The sequence below is a fragment of the Fibrobacter sp. genome (genome assembly GCF_017545445.1).
Lineage (GTDB): Bacteria > Fibrobacterota > Fibrobacteria > Fibrobacterales > Fibrobacteraceae > Fibrobacter.
Genome location: NZ_JAFWOM010000148.1, coordinates 63837 through 81581 on the forward strand (window position 1 = coordinate 63837; position 17745 = coordinate 81581).

Consider the following 17745-nt stretch of genomic DNA (forward strand, 5'->3'; position numbering starts at 1 on the left):
AGTGAACATTTGGATAGAAAACTGTATTTACCGCCAGCAAAGCATACTAATCATCGTCTTTTACACAACGGACAGACATTTCTCTAGGGTAGTATGTATCAACGGAGAAGGATATTCCGTATCTAGCATCTAATAAAACGGAATAAACAGAATCTACCGCCACATCCGAAGTAAAGAATTTCGCCAGTTCACAAGTTTTGTAAGCGACACCATAAATACTCATATAACCACTTGCAATTGCCGAAAAGCCCAAAGAATCCGTTCCAACGGTTTCAGCACGCCAACAGCTATTCACAGATTTTAAAGCATTTCCAGCATACCACCCGCCGCCAGCGTTTTTAATCAGTTTATTCCATTCCGTAGTGTCTGGCAAGTGCCACCCTTTCGGACAAACACCACGAACTCGTTCAGATTTTTCGCAAGCATGCATGCTACAGCCTTTCGCATCGTCAGAAAACAATCCAATAGAATCCATTGCTGTTCCCAAACTATAATAACGACCTTTATCTTCACACTTGCCATAATAATCTACACAATGACTTTTGGCCCAACCCCAATTATAATTGAAAGTTAAGTTTTCCGCCATCCAAATCTGATCCCCTATTGTTGTCGTCCTATAGACTTTATTATCACGAAGATCAGTCAATGTATGAGCTTCTGGATCATACAAACTCTCATCCCTTATATATAAGCTCGTAGAATCAAAATCGGCCTTAGAATATTTAAGGCAGCGAATTGGAAGCTTGTCAAATATATATTCTTCGAAAAAACCTGACCTAGGTGATAAAGCAGACAATCCATAAGCAATCGCATGATAACTAATCTCTGAATGAGAAACATCCGATGTCCAAAAACTAGTTTTTCCCAAACTGTCATAGGGCAAAGCATTAAATCCATATAAATCATAGCCCCGTCCTTCATAATTCCAGCCAACACGCCCCTTCAAAACCTGCCCCGCAACATCGCTACCCCCAACAGTTTCCGCAAGTTTCAAAAAATCCGCTACTCTAGGAATACGCCAACCTTCTGGGCATATCCCCGAAACAACGTGCTTCAATATGCAAGTATTATTTGATCTACATTCTTTTGCATCTTCAGAAAAAACCATAGCAGAATCCACAGCAGCACGCCATTCATACAAACGACCTAAAGAATCACAATTTGCGGGATCATCCCGAAAGCAAGATGTTTTTTCCGAAGGCACCTGTGGATACTCATATTTCAAATTTTCGGCCATCCATGTTTGATCCCCTATATCTACAGTTTTGTAAACACGGCCATCTCTAGAATCCTTAAGAGTCCCGAAAACGATTTTACGATCCGATTTAGGGGAAACATCTTTTTCGTCATAGTTCATCACACAACGAACAGGATAAGAACCTTCTAAATAAAGCGTTCTAAAAAAAGAAATATCTCCATTTTCATATAAAGCAATTACATTTCCTTCATAATTTCTAGACGTCCAAAAAACCGAACCAAGATTAGCATTCTCAAGGTCGGCGATTTCTGTAGAACGATTCCATGCATAAAAATCAACATCTAGGCCTTCTGCTTTCATAGCATAAGACAATTCATTCCACTCTTCAAAGTTAGGCAAGTGCCAACCTTCCGGGCAAACCCCACGAATCGTCCCTGTAATATTTCGGCACCTAGAAACACCACACCCTTTACCTCCAATCGAAAAGATACCCATGGAATCCATAGCGGCGCTCCATGTATAACTTCGCCCATTTTTTAAACAATTCGCAGTATCATTATGTAGGCAAGTACTTTTTGCTGAATATATATTATAATTGTAATTCAGATTTTCGGCCATCCACACACGGTCATCAAAAGAAAAGGTCTTATAAACATGACCATCGCGACCATCCGTCAAAGTTTGCTTTTTCGCATCATAAATTGACTTCGCGGAATTACCACCTGGCAAAGGCGTACTCCCCGATGACGACTCAATTTTCTCATCGGCAGAAGACGCCGGCGAGTCAGAAGATGTTGGCGAGTCGGAACAAGCCAAAAGCAGAATTGCCGAAAAAGCGGCAAAAACAAAATGCATTTTAAAAGGGGTTTTCATTTATGGCTCTCCCAAACTATTCTTTACAACAAAGAAAAATCTATCGGACAAAATACAAAAAATTGTAAAAAAAAGCAATTCCTCAGGAGTTTTTGACAAGACAGGCCCGTTTTCAAAGTGAACATTTTGAAAAAAAACACGAAATAGATTAGCCAAAACGAGGAAAAAGGCTATTTTTCTAAAAAAAATCACTTTTTTTGCAAAAATGACTTGACTGAATCCAAACAAATTTTTAAATATGGCACACTGATTGAGAAATCAATCAGACCACTTGGGGTGGTAGCTCAATTTTGGTTAGAGCACCGGCCTGTCACGCCGGAGGTTGCGAGTTCAAGCCTCGTCTATCCCGCGAAAAAGCCCTCTCGAAAGAGAGGGCTTTTCGTTTGTTGAGCGAATGCGAAACAAACAAAATTCACCCCTCTCGAAAGAGAGGGCTTTTCGTTTGTTGAGCGAATGCGAAACAAACAAAATTCACCCCTCTCGAAAGAGAGGGCTTTTCGTTTTTGCCGTCCGCAAACAACTTTATCCCATAGTCGCAATTGGAAGACATCATTTCAACTCCTTTCTTCAAAAATGTTTATATTAAAAATTAAGAAGGAGTTTTTTATGAAGAATATTCATAAGTACATACTCATCGCGATTATTTGTGGGCTTATTTTCTTTATCCTCGGATTCCCCTGCCGAGAGCTTTTCAAGATTTCCGACACGACCGAAGTCCGCATTGTGGCGGCTCTCCCCTTGCTGTTTGGCATTTCGTTTGGATTTGCAGGCGTCCTCGGCTGCGCGATTGCAAACCTCATCGCCGATATATTATCGGGCTATGACGCCATCATCTTTATCCCGGGATTTTTCATCCAGATTATTTATGGTTACGTGCCCGCAGTTATTTGGAACAAGCTCCGCAAAAACGACAAGAACAAGTTCAAGCTCGACAAGATTTACAAGAACGTGCAGTACATGCTCATCGTCATCCTAGATTCGCTTGCGGCAGCGTTCATGGTCGTAAGCGTCATCAAGCTCAAATACGACGAGCAGTATTTTTCGATGCTATCGGCAAACATTTTCTTCAACCAATTCATCACGATGGTGGTCATCGGCTTCCCGTACCTCATTTGTGCTTCGCTGATTTGCCAACGCAACATCCGCAAGCAAAAGAACAAGCCCGCCAATTTCATCTTTTCATTTTCGCTCAACGAAAAATTTATTCTGTTTTTCCTTGCCACAAGCATCATCATCTCAGTTGCGTTTGGAATTACAAGCTACCCAAGCATTGCGCTTAAATACGGCGAGAACAATCTTTACCTCTGGAACTACGTTTACTTTTACATTGGCACATTGCTCAACATCGGCATCTGGGTTTCACTCGGATTCCTCTACTACATGGAACGCACCGTCACAAAGCCCATCGAAAGCATGAGCGAAATCGCAAAAACTTTCGGACAAAATACAGACATTTACGTGCGCATCCATAGCACACTGCAAAAATGCCACAAGTACATCTACTTCACATCCGAAGTCGGGAAACTCGCCCGTTCGTACGAAGAAATGGCAACGGAACTCGACGATTACGTGAAGAATTTGACCGAAGCTACGGCACAGCAAGAGAAAGTGCACACGGAGCTTTCCATCGCGACGGCCATCCAACGGGCATCGCTTTCAAAGCCCGTCAATGTTGAAGGTTTTGACAACTACGCCATGACGCGGCCCGCGCTTGAAGTCGGCGGCGATTTTTACGACAACTTCATGATTGATGACGACCACCTAGCTCTCGTTATCGCAGACGTTTCGGGCAAGGGAGTCCCTGCAGCACTCTTCATGATGGTCTCCAAAATCGTCCTGAGGCACAACTTGCAAAACGGGCATTCTCCAGCCGAAGCCTTGAATCGCGCCAACGACGAACTCGCCGAGCACAACGTCCACGACATGTTCGTCACCTGCCTTTGCGGCGTACTGAACATCAAGACGGGCCACTTAGTTTATGCAAACGCCGGCCACGAGAAGCCCTTCATCAAACACGCAGACGGCAACTTCGAAATCGTAAAAATCAAAAGCGGATTCGTGCTCGCCGGAATGGCAGGCTACAGGTACCAGAATTTCGAAACGCAGCTACAACCGGGCGACACGATTTTCACCTACACCGACGGCATTCCCGAAGCCACAAACGAAAGAAACGAAGAATTCGGCATGGAACGGCTTTTGAACGTCCTAAACGAATCCAAAAATTATTCCGTCCGTCTCACATGCAGAAAAGTCCGCATGGCCGTCAAGGAATTCGCCGGGAACGCCCCGCAATTCGATGATATCACGATGCTCGCGTTCAAGATGAAGTAAATTTGTTTGTGCTGCTGATAATCACGCAATCGGCAGTCGCAAATTCTCGATCATTACGAAGAGGGAAATGAGGAAGCCTTACAGAAGCCCATGCTCCTTAAGAATCTTTTCATACCTTTCAGCACGGGATTCCGCTTCATCGGCACGAGATTTTTCTTCATCGGCACGGGACTCGGCTTTATCGGCACGGGATTCTGCTTCGTCAGCACGGCGTTCTGCCGCTTTGGTGCGTTCGCGTTCCTCATATACCATGTCATCCAATTCCTGTTGCCAAGTCATATAGCGTTTCCTTGTTTCATTGTCCGACAGATACCATTGCCGCAGACGTTCAATGTCCTGAGTTACCTGAGAAGTCGCCTTGTTGGTCGCGAAGTATTCGAGGTACTCCTTGACTGATTTCTCGGCGACATCCTTGTACTTATTGAATATATAATAAATTCCGCAAGGCGAGCAAGCGACGACATTTATGTCGGCATTTGCGAGTCGCAGCGAATTTGGAGCAAAGCTCAATCTTTGAAACACTGGTCACCTAATTCGTGTTCGGGAAGGGCAGCTGTTCAAACGGGATGTGGTTTGCTTGCATTTTACTCCTTTACACAGATTGTTCTGTGTAGGTTAAATTCAAAAAAAGAGCCGTTCCTATGTCGATAAATAAATAACGATATAGAAAACGACTCTTAAATGAGGTTAGCACGAGAGTCGCGAAAACAAGTTTACTTGTTTTCATGACCGAGTCATAGGTTGTTCTGTAAATAACCGTTAGCAAAATTGGTTCGCGATCTTATTGTGCAAGTGGCACTTGCAAAAATTACGCTACGTACAACGTCTTCTGGAAATCGGTGAAGAGTTTATTCAGATCCTTGATAGTCACTCCCATTTTTTTGCAGGCATCTTTGATGGTGCCGTACTTGAGTTTGACGAGTTCGGGCAACTGGTTCAGCGATAGTTCATCGACTCCGTTTTCCACATACTGCTGCAAGACGAATTCCATGAAGGGGACTTGCTTTTCGGAGATTTCGTTCAAGATTTCTTCGTGCATCAGGCGGACTCTTTCGGCGCGCTCCATGGGGCTCTTGTTGTATGCGATGAGTTCCAGCACGTCGAGCAGGTCGCACTTTTCGTTCTGCGTCAAGGCCTGCACTTGGCGGAGCCTTTCTTTACTGAATCCGTTGTCGCTCAAGTTCTGCAGCAACGCTTCGCGGGTCGTGGGGTCAGACCAGCGGGCTCGCAAATCCTGGCTATCCTTGAAGAACTCCGGAATCTTGCCGAAGAGGATTTTAATAAACTGTTCGAGCGTTATGAGTTCGCCATCGAACATGAATTTTTCTTGCCACTGGGCACGCAAGCGCAAAACATGCCCGTCGGAAAGTTTAATTTCAACGCATTTTTTCTCTTTCATTTTAGGGTCGCATGTGCACGGAAGATTACCGCAGATTTTGCAAGGTTTCGGTTTGCGTGGCCCGCCGCTAGAGCCGCCATCTCCATCAGGTTTTCCACCGTCGGGCGGTTCCGGCGTATCTACAATCGGTTCGCCATCCCACTCGGGATCACTAAAGTTCTTGCTCGCGCCCACGAAGTCGTAAATCGTGAAGAAATACTTTCCGTCGAAAAGTCTCGTGCCGCGACCGATAATCTGCTTAAATTCAATGATGTTGTTTACGGGCCGCATCAGCACGATGTTGCGGACATTCTTGGCATCTACACCTGTCGAGAGTTTTTGCGATGTCGTAAGGATTGTTGGCAACAGTTTTTCATTATCCTGGAAAGTCTTCAAATCGGCTTCGCCCTTGTCGCCATCGTCACTGGTGACTCGCTTGCAATAATTCACGTTGGGCTTGCGAGAATGCTGATTGATGAGGTCTCGCAGAATGGCCGCGTGGGCCTGCGTCGCACCGAACACAATCGTCTTTTCGTCGGGGTCTATCTGCTTTAGGAATTCTTCTACCCTAAACTCGTCACGTTCACGAATCTTGATGTTACCATGATAAAAATCATCTTCGTTATAAATTTTATTCGGATCTACTTCACCGCTTTCTACATCGTCTTCGGGATCGTAGATGTAGTTGTCAATATTGCTAGAAGAAATCCGCACGCGGTAGGGCGTCAAGAAACCGTCTTCGATTCCCTGCTTCAGAGAATACACATAGACAGGCTTTCCGAAATACTCGTAGGTATTGGCATTTTCATTTTTCTTGGGTGTCGCGGTCAGGCCCAAGTGATACGCCCGTTGGAAATAATCGAGGATATCACGCCAGCGGCTTTCGTCATTGGCGGCACCGCGATGGCATTCATCGATGATGACAAGGTCAAAGAAATCTTCGGGATAATTTTCATAAACGAATTTTCCATTCAACGAGGTCATCATCGTCTGGAAAATGCTGAAATAGATGCTCGGGCCCTTAGGCACGCCTTTTGATTTGGCAATAGATTCCGGCGTAATGCGGCACATGGCATTTTCGTCAAATTGTCCGAAATCATTGAGAGCCTGATTCGAGAGAATATTGCGGTCGGCAAGGAACAAGATGCGCGGCAAGCGTTCCGTTCCATCCACATTCCAATGTGCCTTGAAAATTTTCCAGCAGATTTGGAAAGCGATGTATGTTTTGCCGGTTCCCGTAGCAAGCGTGAGCAAGACGCGGTCCTGCTTTCGGGAAATGGCATCCATGACGTTATTGACGGCGATTTCCTGATAGTAGCGCGGAGACTTGCCGCCATCCCTGTTGAACGGAACGGCATTCAGTTTGTCACGGAGCGGATTTTTTTCAGGATAAAGCCGATTCCAAAGTTCCTGCGGTGTCGGAAAAGCATTGACAAAGCCCTCCTCACCCGTCTGCATGTCGATTGCCCAGATTTTATTGCCGTTGCAGGAATACGTGAAGCGGATGTTCATGCGTTCCGCATATTCCTTAGCTTGCGGCACACCCTCGCTTACATCAAGTTCGTCCTTTTTCGCTTCGACAATAGCTATCTTGATGCCCTTGTAAACCAGAAGGTAGTCGATTTTCTTGGGGTTGCGTTCGGCATGGCCGATTCGCCCCGGCGCGATTTCGTAAGCGGACTGTTCCGTATAAATGGCGCTGTCCGGCGTCACTTCCCACAAGGCTTCTTTCAGCTTGGGGTCAATCTTCTTTCTTCTGGTATCGGACTCGTTCATGATCTAGTGGGCAGTGGTTAGTGATTAGTGGTTAGAAAAAGTAACGTGTCATCCTGAGCGAAGTCGAAGGATCTCAATTCTCGTTTTGAAATGTCTTTTTGAGGATGGATTTTTTAAGTTCGTCGCAGTTGGCGATGATTTGCTTGTAGTTTGCTTCGAGGCGTTTGACGTCCTCGGAGAGTTTGTCTAAGCGAGCGACGATTTCTTTCTGGACGGAAAGAGGCGGAAGGGGGATTTGAAGATGTTCCAAAACATCTGCATGAAGTTCCTTCATATTTGTCGTTCCAAGACTTTTATCAGAAAGATATGATTCTTTAGGTTTTAGGAAGTAATACAAATATTTTGGAAATGTATTCGCTAAACCACGAATGGTTGTTATGTGGGTGTCAGGAACAACAGGTTTTTTATTATTTAATAATTTATTGTTAAAAAAGCCAACTCTACCAACAGTTCCATTTCCCGTTGAATTTACAAGGACGTCACCCTCTTTTACATAATCTTCCGCTTTATATTTACCCAAAATTGATGGATCTAAGCACAAAGCTTTTTCTAAAGACATTGTGCCATCAGGCTGATTACATTTTTGTGCAAATACAAGGACATCACTTTGTTCAACATACTTTGGTGCCTTGCCACGTTTTATTCTATAGCACACATCTCCCAATGCTTTCAATTCCCAGCCGGAGGGTAAATCTGCACTGGATTCTTCGCTACGCTCAGAATGACGTGATAGTGGGTTCAGTTCTTTTTCAAGGGTGGTTTCGAAAAGTTCCTTGGCGTTTTTGAGGTTGGTTTCGGCGTTTGTTTTGAGCGTGTCTATTTTTGAGAATTCTTCGTCAAGAAATTTGACTATGCGTTTCTGCTCCGAAAGAGGGGGAATGGGAATATCAATATTTTTTAATTTTTCTTTGTTTAATGTTTTTCCTTTTACTTTTGTATCACCTTCGCTCGCCTTATCCCAATTGTAATAGAGAAAATACTTATGTAAATAATGTAAATCAATATCTTTTATAGGAGGAAAATTAACAATCGCTTCATTTGTATATAACGGAACACCAGCAAAAGCCATTTTCCCAATTGACAACTTAAAACTCAGCAAAAGAGATTTCGGCGAAACCAAAGAAATATTTTTCGTCGCCTTATCAGAAATATATTCCTTACTTTCCGTTATTACCTGATTTTCATTAGATGAAATATCAGCTATAGTAACCCATACATTATTTGTACGTTTACTTTTATCCCAACACGAGGGATCTCCACGTGGAGGAGTTTTTCCCATTACAATTGGATACAAATCACCAAGTTTCTTCCATTCCCATTTGCTCATAACATTCTCCAAATACAGTTCTTTGTAATCACTGGATTGTTTCGCATAGCTCGCAATGACGTTACCGTTTTTCCTCTGCGGTTCGGGGTTTTAGGGGCAGAGCCCCTAGGCGAGGGGGTAGCGGCCCTTCGGCAGTACTTCGACTGGCTCAGCATACCAGCTCAGGGACCTTTCTCTGCCTTACTGCCGAAGGATAGCGAGGGGGAGACTTCCCCCATCATATTGACAAAGCCTCCAAGATCTTTTCGTTTTCCTTGTTGAGATTCTGCATTTCCTTGATGATGGTTTTGGCGTCGCGGAATTCGACTTCGGTTTTCTTGTTGGGATTTTTCACCGAGAGGTCGTATGTTTCGGGGTTCAAATCCTTGACGTTCACGGTCCACGATTTTTCACTGTCGGTCTTTTTCTTCTGCAACTTCACGAATTCCGCAAGGTCGTCTTCGGTGAGCGGGTTTGTCTTGCCTAGATTGCGGCCAAAGTCCGGCTGGTAGTACCAGATTTTTTCGGTGGGGCGACCCTTTTCGAAGAAGAGTACCACGGTCTTTACGCCTGCGCCTGTAAACACGCCGCTCGGCAAATCGAGAATCGTGTGCAGGTCACAGTTTTCCAAGAGTTCCTTGCGCAACATGACCGATGCGTTGTCGGTGTTCGAAAGGAAGGTGTTCTTGATGACGATGCCCGCACGGCCGCCCGCCTTGAGCAGCTTGACAAAATACTGCATAAAGAGGTAGGCGGTTTCGCTTGTCTTGATGGGAAAATTCTGCTGGACCTCGGCGCGTTCCTTGCCACCGAAGGGCGGATTCGCGATGATGACGTCCTTACGCATTTTCTGTTCCACGTTCGCCATGTTTTCGGACAAGGTATTCGTGTGCAGAATGTTCGGTGCGTTCACGCCGTGCAAAATCATGTTCATGATGCCGATGATGTAGGCAAGGCCCTTTTTCTCTTGTCCGTAGAAGGTTTTCTTCTGCAAAGTTTCCCTGTCGGCAACGCTCTTGACTTTCTGCTTCATGTAGGCGAAGGCTTCGCAAAGGAACCCAGCACTTCCGCAAGCCGGGTCTAGCACGGTCTCGCCGATTTTCGGGTCGATGATGCGGACGATGGTGCGGATAAGCGGACGCGGCGTGTAGTATTCGCCGCCGTTACGGCCTGCGTTGCCCATCCTGCGGATTTTGTCTTCGTACAGGTGGCTCATCTCGTGCTTGTCTTCGCTGCTCTGGAAACTCAGCGCGTCGGCATACCACAGGATTTCGCGGAGGTTGTAGCCGCTCGTTATTTTGTTGCGGAGTTCACCGAAGATTTCGCCAATCTTGTACTCCAGCGATTGCGGCGTGGTGGCGGTTTCCTTAAACTTTTTGAGGTAAGGGAACAGCTTGTTGTTCACGAAATCCGTGAGGTCATCGCCGGTGAGAGCCTTGGCGTGGTCGGGTTCGCCGTTCTTGGTCTTCGGGGCGGCCCAGGTGTTCCAACGGAACTTCTTTTCGATAATCCGCTCGTAGGTTTCGCCCTTGAGTTCGGCTTCTTCTTCGCGCTCGGCTTCGAGGTTGTCCAGGTACTTGAGGAACAGGACCCACGAGGTCTGCTCCACGTAATCCAGTTCGTTGCTGCAACCACCCTCTTTCCAGAGGATGTCATCGATATTGTTAAAAGTCTGCTCAAACATAAGGGCCTCATTTGCTAGCCCTTATACTGGTGCATTCAACTGCAAGCAAAATTCCGCGGTCATTTCGGCAAGCTCAATGACCTTTATCTCGCCCGGCAACCACGCGTTCGCAAAAAAAAGAAAAAGCGTGGCGTCGAATGAACTTACCGTAATGGAGGCTCTGGTAAACCTATAATCCCAATAAGCACAAACGACCCACGCCCATTGCTGGACGTGAGTGTTTCGCCTTACTCTCGGGATTTTTTGAAAATTTACCAGATTTCCATTACGAGAATAAGAGCTAACTCAACGTTAAACTCGCGCCTATGGCTATTTAAGCCACAGGCTATGTCGTTTGCAATATAATAAAAAATTATAAAATAGTTTCCCCAACATAAAAAAATTCACGATTCGAAAAATACCATACCACGTTCGACAGAACACTCAAAAAACAAGCCCCCATAACACCTATCGCCACCACGCATTGCGATTCTTTATCCGTTTCGTACCTTTTTATACCACTTTCGGATATAAAATCATAGATTCTTTATCCGTTTTAACAGCACCAAATTACGCTAGACGGGTTGTTTTAAAACGATTTATTCCAGTCTCGTTGTACAAGCAAAAACATAATTGAGCCTTTTGGCATGAATCACCCCTATTGACAAACGTATTTTGATTATATACATTAAATTGCGTTAATAGGGGGCAAATATGCTTTTGGAATTTCTAAAAACAAAATTCGGACCGGGAAAACCCATTTTTACAGAAGATGCCGAACCTCTCGGACTTTCAGCCGGGAATCTGCGTCAACAATTTAAGAAACTAGTTGATTCCGGCGAACTTTTTCGCTATGAGCCTGGCGTCTATTTTCTGCCCGACCCCAATCACGAATACTACTCGATTTCGTCCAATATGGTTGCAGAGTACAAGTACATTACCGATGGCGATGAAATTTACGGCTATTATTCAGGTTATACCTTCGCAAATCAGCTTGGATTATGCTTACAAGTACCTTATAAAGAAGAAATCGTAACAAATAATACAACAGCCATCGCACGCGAAGTAAAAGTGGGAAATATTCCATTTTACATACGTCGAGCCAAAGTTGCCGTCACCAAGGAAAACCGCAACGTCCTTCAACTTCTGGATTTGCTAAAGGATGTGGAAGAATACACCGACTACTGCTGCGAAGAAGAAGCTCCCGACATCATCCGCAGGCACATACTACGCAACAAAATTCTCCGTTCCGATGTGGATAAATATATTGGGAACTTCCCTTTAAAAACATACAAGTACATCTATGACTTGAGGCTTTATGATGTATTTGCATAACAACAAAGAACAGTTTTTTAATGTATTGGAATCCGTAAGCAAGGTTTCCAAGATACAAGCTGATCTAGTCGAAAAAGACTACTATGTTTCGCTCATTTTGAAAGAGATCGCGACATCTTCAAACAAAGTTGTTTTTAAGGGAGGTACATCTCTTTCAAAAGCTCTCAAGGCCATTAACCGATTTTCAGAAGATATCGACATTTCTTTTTCGGAGCATATCGGAGCATCGCGACGAAAGAAGCTCAAATACAATATAATTGCACCAATCGCCGAGAAACTTGGACTTGTTATCACAAATTTAGATAAGACGCAAAGCGACCGAGACATCAATAATTACATATTCGAATACAAGCCACTATGCAACTCCAATGCACATATCATCCCTGCGGTTAAAGTAGAAACAAGCTTAATTACAGCGGTCTTTCCGTTCCAAGCGATGCCTATCGGAAACTACATCGCTGACTATGCAAAAGATATTTCTCTGAAAGATTACGGACTGGAACCGTTCATGATGAATGTTCAAGTTTTGGAACGTACACTTATCGACAAAGTGTTCGCCATCTGCGACTACTATCTTGCGGAGAAGTCACGCCGTCTATCACGACACATTTACGATATTCATAAGATACTTCCGCGTATCAACTTTAACGAACAATTCAGAAAACTTTTGCAAAAAGTTCGTGAAATACGGAGTTCATTGGATATTTGCCCTTCGGCAAAACCCGGAATCAACATAAATCAGCTTTTAAAAGAAATTTGCGACAAGGATTTCTTCAAGTCAGATTACGAAGGAGTAACGCAATTCTTTATTTTCGACAATATAAAATACAAAGAAACAAAAGAATCTTTGAAAAAAATCATTGACTCAAATGTATTTGCATAAAAATACAAGTGCGTAATATCTAAATCACTCATTTCCCCTCATATGCAACATTATGTAGCATATAGAAAATAAAAATGAAAAATATTATAAAAATTAATGTTTTTAAATAAATATTAGACTTTTTGTTGCATAAAATATTAAATTATCCACGTAAAAATTAGACAGCAAAAAGGTTGGATATGAAAAAATTTTCGTTTTTACTCGGTTCTGCATTCTTGTCGTTTGCCGCCTCTGCATTCGCCAACCCATTCGACCCTTCGGAACTTCACACCGTCTATAACGGCGGCGACTCGCTTTCGCTTAGGTTCATCGGCGACGAATACTACAACAGAACGCTCACCGAAGACGGTTTTCTCGTCGTATGCGACAGCTCCGAGACTTTCTACTACGCCGACGAAAACGGAGAGGCGTCAAAATTCGTGGCGAAAAATGCAGACAAACGCTCCGCCGCAGAGCAAACTTTTTTGAACAACATCGACCAAGAAAAAGCTCTCGAGTCACACCGCCAAAAAAGCGAAAATTCAAATCCGCTTTTGACAAACCGCGAAAACGATCCCGAAGAACGTTCCTCATGGGTACCGACGGCGACCGAAACAGGTACAGAGCTTTTCGGCGATGCTTCGGGTGCACCTCCGAAAAGCCTCGTTTCTCTCCCTGCCCCTGAATTTTCTAAAGGGAACTTGCGTTTCCCGATTATCCTCGTAGAAGGAAACGGCAACAAGACAATGGACTCCGCATACGTTTATGCGTTGCTCAACGAAGAGGGGTTCTCTCAGGATTCCCACACAGGCTCGGTCCGGGACTATTTTATCGACCAGTCCTTTGGCGTATTCGCCCCTTCGTTCGATGTATTTCTCGTAAGCGAAAGCAGACCCTACAAGGATTTTATCAAAAACGAAGGTGAGATGATCCAAAGGGCTATCGCTGCTATGCGAGAAAAATATCCGACATTCGACGCAAGCCTCTACGATTCCGACAACGACGGCGAAATCGACGCCTTCGGCGTACTTTTTTCTGGCCAAAATTTCTATTCTAACGGAAAGCATTTAGGCGGATTCCACGCTTGGTTCGCTCGAAGAGATTCCACGCTCGTCTTCGACGCAGGTCAAGGCAAATTGTTCAACAACGGCTTTATCCTCCCTCAAAAAGACAAGTTGCTTGCAAATTTCATTCATGAATTCAGCCATGCAATGGGGCTCAAGGATCATTACTGCACCACCAAGAGTAGCGAATGTGACCTCAACTACAGATACAAGGAATACCAAGCTCCCGGAGTTTTCCTTTGGGATGTCATGGCGAGTGGAACATTTCTCAACGATGGAAGAACGCCGCCGGGGTACAGCGCGTTCGAGCGTGGCTTTATGAAATGGATTACTTTTACAGACCTCAAATCAAGCTCCGAAATAAAAGTCCTGCCACCGCTACATTCCAGCAACGTCGCCTATTACCACAAAGCCAACAGCCACGAATTTTTTGTTTTCGAAAACCGCCAAAAGGGAAAATGGGATTCTCGCCTTCCGAACCACGGCATGCTTATATGGCACATAGATTTCGACATAAGAGCATGGTCGGGAGGGCGGTTAAATGACAGTGCAGCCCACCAGCGAGTCGATATCGTCGAAGCGGGAACTCTAAAAGTCCCTACTACAAACAATGGCAATTTTACAACAAAAGAATTGATAGACGACACCTTCCCCGGTAGCCAGAACGTGACAGAATACGGAACCATCTATACTTGGGACAACAAAAAGGCCGTTAACGCCATATATTCCATCATCGAAAAAGATTCCCTCGTATGTTTCACTTTAAATCCGCTCGCCACTATAGAAGACGGGGACTGCGTGTATGTTGAAAGTTCAAGTTCGTCGCAAGCCGAATCGTCGAGCAGCGCAGAACGCAAGTCGAGTTCGTCGCAGGCGGAATCGTCGAGCAGCGCAGAACGCAAATCGAGTTCGTCGCAAGCGGAATCGTCGAGCAGCGCAGAACGCAAATCGAGTTCGTCGCAGGCGGTCTCGTCGAGCAGCGAAAGGAGAACATTCACGCATCAAGGTGTTCAAATGCCTGCGGGAATCCGCATCGCAACAGAAGGCAGCACGCTCCTCATCAGTTCCGCTGACGCTGGATTAAAGACGGTTCACGTTTTCGACGTGCAAGGACAAACGCTTGCAACAGCAACGTTTACAGGGAGCGAATACAGACTGCACCTCAATTCGAACGCAAGCAAGGGGCCGCATGTCGTACAAGTCAAAACACCGCAAGGCAACACGTTGCTTCTGACAAATTACAGTAAACGACATTAAAACATTCCTATTAACGCCTGTCATGCCGGACTCTGTTCACTTTGACCACTTGCAGCTCTGCTGCTTAGTAGTCATGGTCCGCGAATGGGGACGGCATCAGTTGCACCAATTGATATAAAACTTATTTAGTTTGCTGTAAATACTTTGAACGTCTGCCGCAACGCGAGCTATTGCATCCAATTTCCGCATGAAATATATTCTCCATGTAAAGCGGTCGTAGCACAAACAGCTCACAAGCGTTTTTTCTGTATCACTCGCTACAGTGCCCAGTCACCGTTTGCGAGAATACGCTTTTTACCCCTTTAGGGAAAAGTCAATTATAACAGGAATAGCGTCAAAATGATAGAGAATACTTGCAAACACTTGCAAACGCTTGCAAATCAATGTATATTTGATGATATGAGTACCGTTGCAAAAAATTTCCGTATCGATTCCGAACTTAACGCCCAAGCTACAACCTTGCTGGAGGGGCTCGGCCTTTCCATGTCACAGGCTGTTTCGATATTTTTGCGTCAAGTCGTGTTGCATCGCGGACTTCCCTTCAAGATTGAATATCCGGAATACCCCAAGGAACTGATGGAAGCAATCGAAGAAGCGAAACGATTGGAAGCAGATCCAAAGACAAAGCGTTATACGGACATGAAAAAAATGTGGGCGGATCTCGATAAATGATATACGAAGTAATTTGGACCAGCCAATTCAAGAAGTCCTACAAGCTCTGCAAAAAGAGAGGACTTCCCATACAAGAACTTAAAGACATTGTCGAAAAGCTTCGCAAAGACGAGCCACTTGAAGAAAAGCACCATGACCACGAATTGTCAGGGAATTTCAGCGGCACTCGGGAACTGCATATCAGGCCTAATTGGTTATTGTGCTATCGAAAAAATCATGGCATACTCACCTTAACTTTAGTCGATACCGGTTCCCACGCTGACATTTTCGGATTATAGCCATTCGACACGCGTACCCCGAAAAAGCGATGCGACCTGAAAAAAGTTTCAAAAGTTGGTGACATTTTTTAAGGTCTCAGGTGTTACAGAGTTATAGATAAAAAGATTTTAGCAAGGTTAAAATGACTATAGTAATAAACACATTGGAAGCAGGCGTTTACACAGAACAGATAAACGCACTGCTCGCGAATAACGATTTCGATATAGAAATCATCGACGCCGCAAACATGAAAATCGCCCACTGCATGGGCTGCAACCAATGCTGGCTCAAGACTCCGGGCGTATGCGCCATCAAAGACGATTACGAGACAATCATCAAAAAACTGGTAAGTGCAGACAACGTGTGGCTTGTCTCAGATACAAAATTTGGGTTTATAGACTATCGCGGCAAGCGGATTTTAGACCGCATCATGCCGATGCTGAACATGTACATTGTTTTCCGCGACGGATGGATGCGACACCAGTTGCGTTACCATTCGCTGAACGTCGGTGTCATTTACAAAGGCGACGGCGACCAGCAAATGCTCGAAGAATGGTGCAACCGGACGGCGGCAAACCTCGGAGGGCGTTCGCTTGGAGTGCTCGCCCTTAACGAAGCTTCGAGCCAAGCGACAACAGCGACCGACACAACTGCGACTGATGCTACTGCGACCGCACCTGAAAAAGTTGAACACGTCATCATCATCAACGGAAGCCCTCGCGTCAAAAAATTCAGCAACACGGACAAAATCATTCAGTCGTTCGCCTTAGGGCTTGAAGAAGCCGGGGCAACGCACAAACTTTATTCGCTTTCGAACCGTTCAGAATGGGACGAAGCACGCGAAGCGTTCATGAACAGCGACCACATCATTATCGCATTGCCGCTTTACGTAGAATGCGTTCCGGGCCTTATGCTTGAATTCTTGACGACAATCCCCACAGAACGCGTGCGGCCTGCAAAAATTTCGTTTATCCTTCACGGCGGATTCGACGAAGGCCACCAGCTGCGTCTCGGCGAACAATTCTTGAAATCGTTGCCTGCAAAACTCGGCTGCACCTACGGCGGAACACTCGTCAAAGGCGGCAGTTTCATGCTCCGCATGCGCGATGACGAGTACATCAAGAAGAATACAGACAAAGTTCTAGACGCTTATATTCCCATGGGCAAGCTCTTTGCCGAAAACGGGAACTTCATGTTCGCCGAAGCAAAAGAGTTCACTGGGCCAGAACAAATTCCATGGGCAGCTCGTCAAATTATAGCACTAGTCCTCAAACGCATCGTCAAACGGAAATTCGACAACTTCGCCAAAACATGGGGCTGCACCCGACCGCTAGACGACAAAGTTTACGGGGAATAAGTGAAAAATCGCGGCTTTGCCGCCAAACTGTCACCTCAGCCTTGACATTGTCATCCTGAGACAAAGCCGATAGGATCCAGTGCAGTCATCTTTAATCAAAAAAGTCCAGCGAAAACGCCGGACTCAAATAATCAAAGAACTTCGTCAATTTACGATTTGCCGAGAGCCGCCTTGATGGCGAGAACGTCTGCTTCGGAAAGTTCAGTGAAATCGACAATTTTATCAACAGGTTCGTTTTTCATCACCATTTTTTTCGCCATTTCACGAGCTTTTTGATTGCGACCATAGCGCATCCCCGTATCAATAGCGGCTTTATGGATGGCGTATTCGTCCCATTTGGCTTTCTGTGCTTCGTCGATCATTTGCTGTTCCTCTTTCGATAATTTAGCCAATTTCGCAGTCGAAAACAAGCGTG

The 17745-nt window shown here is 45.0% G+C and carries 12 protein-coding genes, 1 tRNA gene and 1 pseudogene; 8 read left to right on the top strand and 6 right to left on the bottom strand.

The features are described 5' to 3' along the window. Positions 1-46: 46 nt before the first annotated feature. Positions 47-2071: an FISUMP domain-containing protein gene (locus IKG78_RS17440; RefSeq protein WP_290945855.1), complete on the bottom strand. Its 2025-nt coding sequence runs from the start codon at positions 2069-2071 to the stop codon at positions 47-49. 273 nt (positions 2072-2344) lie between these two features. On the opposite strand from IKG78_RS17440, the gene IKG78_RS17445 reads away from it, so the two are divergent. Both IKG78_RS17445 and IKG78_RS17450 read left to right on the top strand, forming a co-directional pair. Further along, positions 2345-2420, top strand: a tRNA-Asp gene (locus IKG78_RS17445). 257 nt (positions 2421-2677) lie between these two features. Then, entirely contained in the window at positions 2678-4402 is a 1725-nt protein-coding gene (locus tag IKG78_RS17450) for a SpoIIE family protein phosphatase (RefSeq protein ID WP_290945857.1), read from the top strand. Positions 4403-4480: 78 nt separating this feature from the next. Here the strand turns inward: IKG78_RS17450 and IKG78_RS17455 are convergent, their stop codons facing one another. The 4 genes from IKG78_RS17455 to IKG78_RS17470 all read right to left on the bottom strand — a co-directional run bounded on the left by IKG78_RS17455 (position 4481) and on the right by IKG78_RS17470 (position 10546). Continuing rightward, the gene (locus IKG78_RS17455; protein ID WP_290945859.1) at positions 4481-4924 is read right to left on the bottom strand and encodes a hypothetical protein; all 444 of its coding nucleotides are present in this window, start codon (positions 4922-4924) and stop codon (positions 4481-4483) included. A gap of 286 nt (positions 4925-5210) precedes the next feature. Further along, complete coding sequence (gene hsdR / locus IKG78_RS17460) at positions 5211-7556, bottom strand: EcoAI/FtnUII family type I restriction enzme subunit R (protein WP_290945861.1); 2346 nt, start codon at positions 7554-7556, stop codon at positions 5211-5213. A gap of 73 nt (positions 7557-7629) precedes the next feature. After that, a complete protein-coding gene (locus IKG78_RS17465; RefSeq protein WP_290945863.1) occupies positions 7630-8883 on the bottom strand; it encodes a restriction endonuclease subunit S in 1254 nt (417 codons plus the stop codon). A gap of 217 nt (positions 8884-9100) precedes the next feature. Then, positions 9101-10546: an N-6 DNA methylase gene (locus tag IKG78_RS17470; RefSeq protein WP_290945865.1), complete on the bottom strand. Its 1446-nt coding sequence runs from the start codon at positions 10544-10546 to the stop codon at positions 9101-9103. 693 nt (positions 10547-11239) lie between these two features. On the opposite strand from IKG78_RS17470, the gene IKG78_RS17475 reads away from it, so the two are divergent. From IKG78_RS17475 to IKG78_RS17500, 6 genes are all read left to right on the top strand, one after another. Then, positions 11240-11860 (top strand): DUF6088 family protein, encoded by a 621-nt coding sequence (locus tag IKG78_RS17475; RefSeq protein ID WP_290945866.1) that lies wholly within the window; start codon positions 11240-11242, stop codon positions 11858-11860. Continuing rightward, entirely contained in the window at positions 11844-12743 is a 900-nt protein-coding gene (locus tag IKG78_RS17480) for a nucleotidyl transferase AbiEii/AbiGii toxin family protein (RefSeq protein WP_290945867.1), read from the top strand. Before IKG78_RS17475 ends, IKG78_RS17480 begins: the two co-directional genes overlap by 17 nt. 179 nt (positions 12744-12922) lie before the next feature. Then, positions 12923-15043 carry a hypothetical protein gene (locus IKG78_RS17485; RefSeq protein ID WP_290945869.1) on the top strand — a complete coding sequence of 707 codons (2121 nt, stop codon included), beginning with the start codon at positions 12923-12925 and terminating at the stop codon, positions 15041-15043. Between the two features lie 339 nt (positions 15044-15382). Further along, entirely contained in the window at positions 15383-15715 is a 333-nt protein-coding gene (locus tag IKG78_RS17490; protein ID WP_290945871.1) for a type II toxin-antitoxin system RelB/DinJ family antitoxin, read from the top strand. After that, a complete protein-coding gene (locus IKG78_RS17495; protein ID WP_366075762.1) occupies positions 15715-15993 on the top strand; it encodes a type II toxin-antitoxin system YafQ family toxin in 279 nt (92 codons plus the stop codon). Before IKG78_RS17490 ends, IKG78_RS17495 begins: the two co-directional genes overlap by 1 nt. Positions 15994-16115: 122 nt before the next feature. Continuing rightward, positions 16116-17330, top strand: a complete 1215-nt coding sequence (locus IKG78_RS17500) for an NAD(P)H-dependent oxidoreductase (protein ID WP_290945875.1) — start codon at positions 16116-16118, stop codon at positions 17328-17330. A gap of 149 nt (positions 17331-17479) precedes the next feature. On the opposite strand, the pseudogene IKG78_RS17505 reads toward IKG78_RS17500, so the two are convergent. Beyond that, a pseudogene (locus IKG78_RS17505) lies at positions 17480-17745 on the bottom strand (hypothetical protein); the annotation flags it as partial.

Coding starts and splice junctions, on each gene's coding strand:
- IKG78_RS17485 (WP_290945869.1), top strand. CDS start 12,923: ATGAAAAAATTTTCGTTTTTACTCGGTTCTGCATTCTTGTCGTTTGCC.
- IKG78_RS17480 (WP_290945867.1), top strand. CDS start 11,844: ATGATGTATTTGCATAACAACAAAGAACAGTTTTTTAATGTATTGGAA.
- IKG78_RS17475 (WP_290945866.1), top strand. CDS start 11,240: ATGCTTTTGGAATTTCTAAAAACAAAATTCGGACCGGGAAAACCCATT.
- IKG78_RS17465 (WP_290945863.1), bottom strand. CDS start 8,883: ATGAGCAAATGGGAATGGAAGAAACTTGGTGATTTGTATCCAATTGTA.
- IKG78_RS17500 (WP_290945875.1), top strand. CDS start 16,116: ATGACTATAGTAATAAACACATTGGAAGCAGGCGTTTACACAGAACAG.
- IKG78_RS17470 (WP_290945865.1), bottom strand. CDS start 10,546: ATGTTTGAGCAGACTTTTAACAATATCGATGACATCCTCTGGAAAGAG.
- hsdR (WP_290945861.1), bottom strand. CDS start 7,556: ATGAACGAGTCCGATACCAGAAGAAAGAAGATTGACCCCAAGCTGAAA.
- IKG78_RS17440 (WP_290945855.1), bottom strand. CDS start 2,071: ATGAAAACCCCTTTTAAAATGCATTTTGTTTTTGCCGCTTTTTCGGCA.
- IKG78_RS17490 (WP_290945871.1), top strand. CDS start 15,383: ATGATAGAGAATACTTGCAAACACTTGCAAACGCTTGCAAATCAATGT.
- IKG78_RS17450 (WP_290945857.1), top strand. CDS start 2,678: ATGAAGAATATTCATAAGTACATACTCATCGCGATTATTTGTGGGCTT.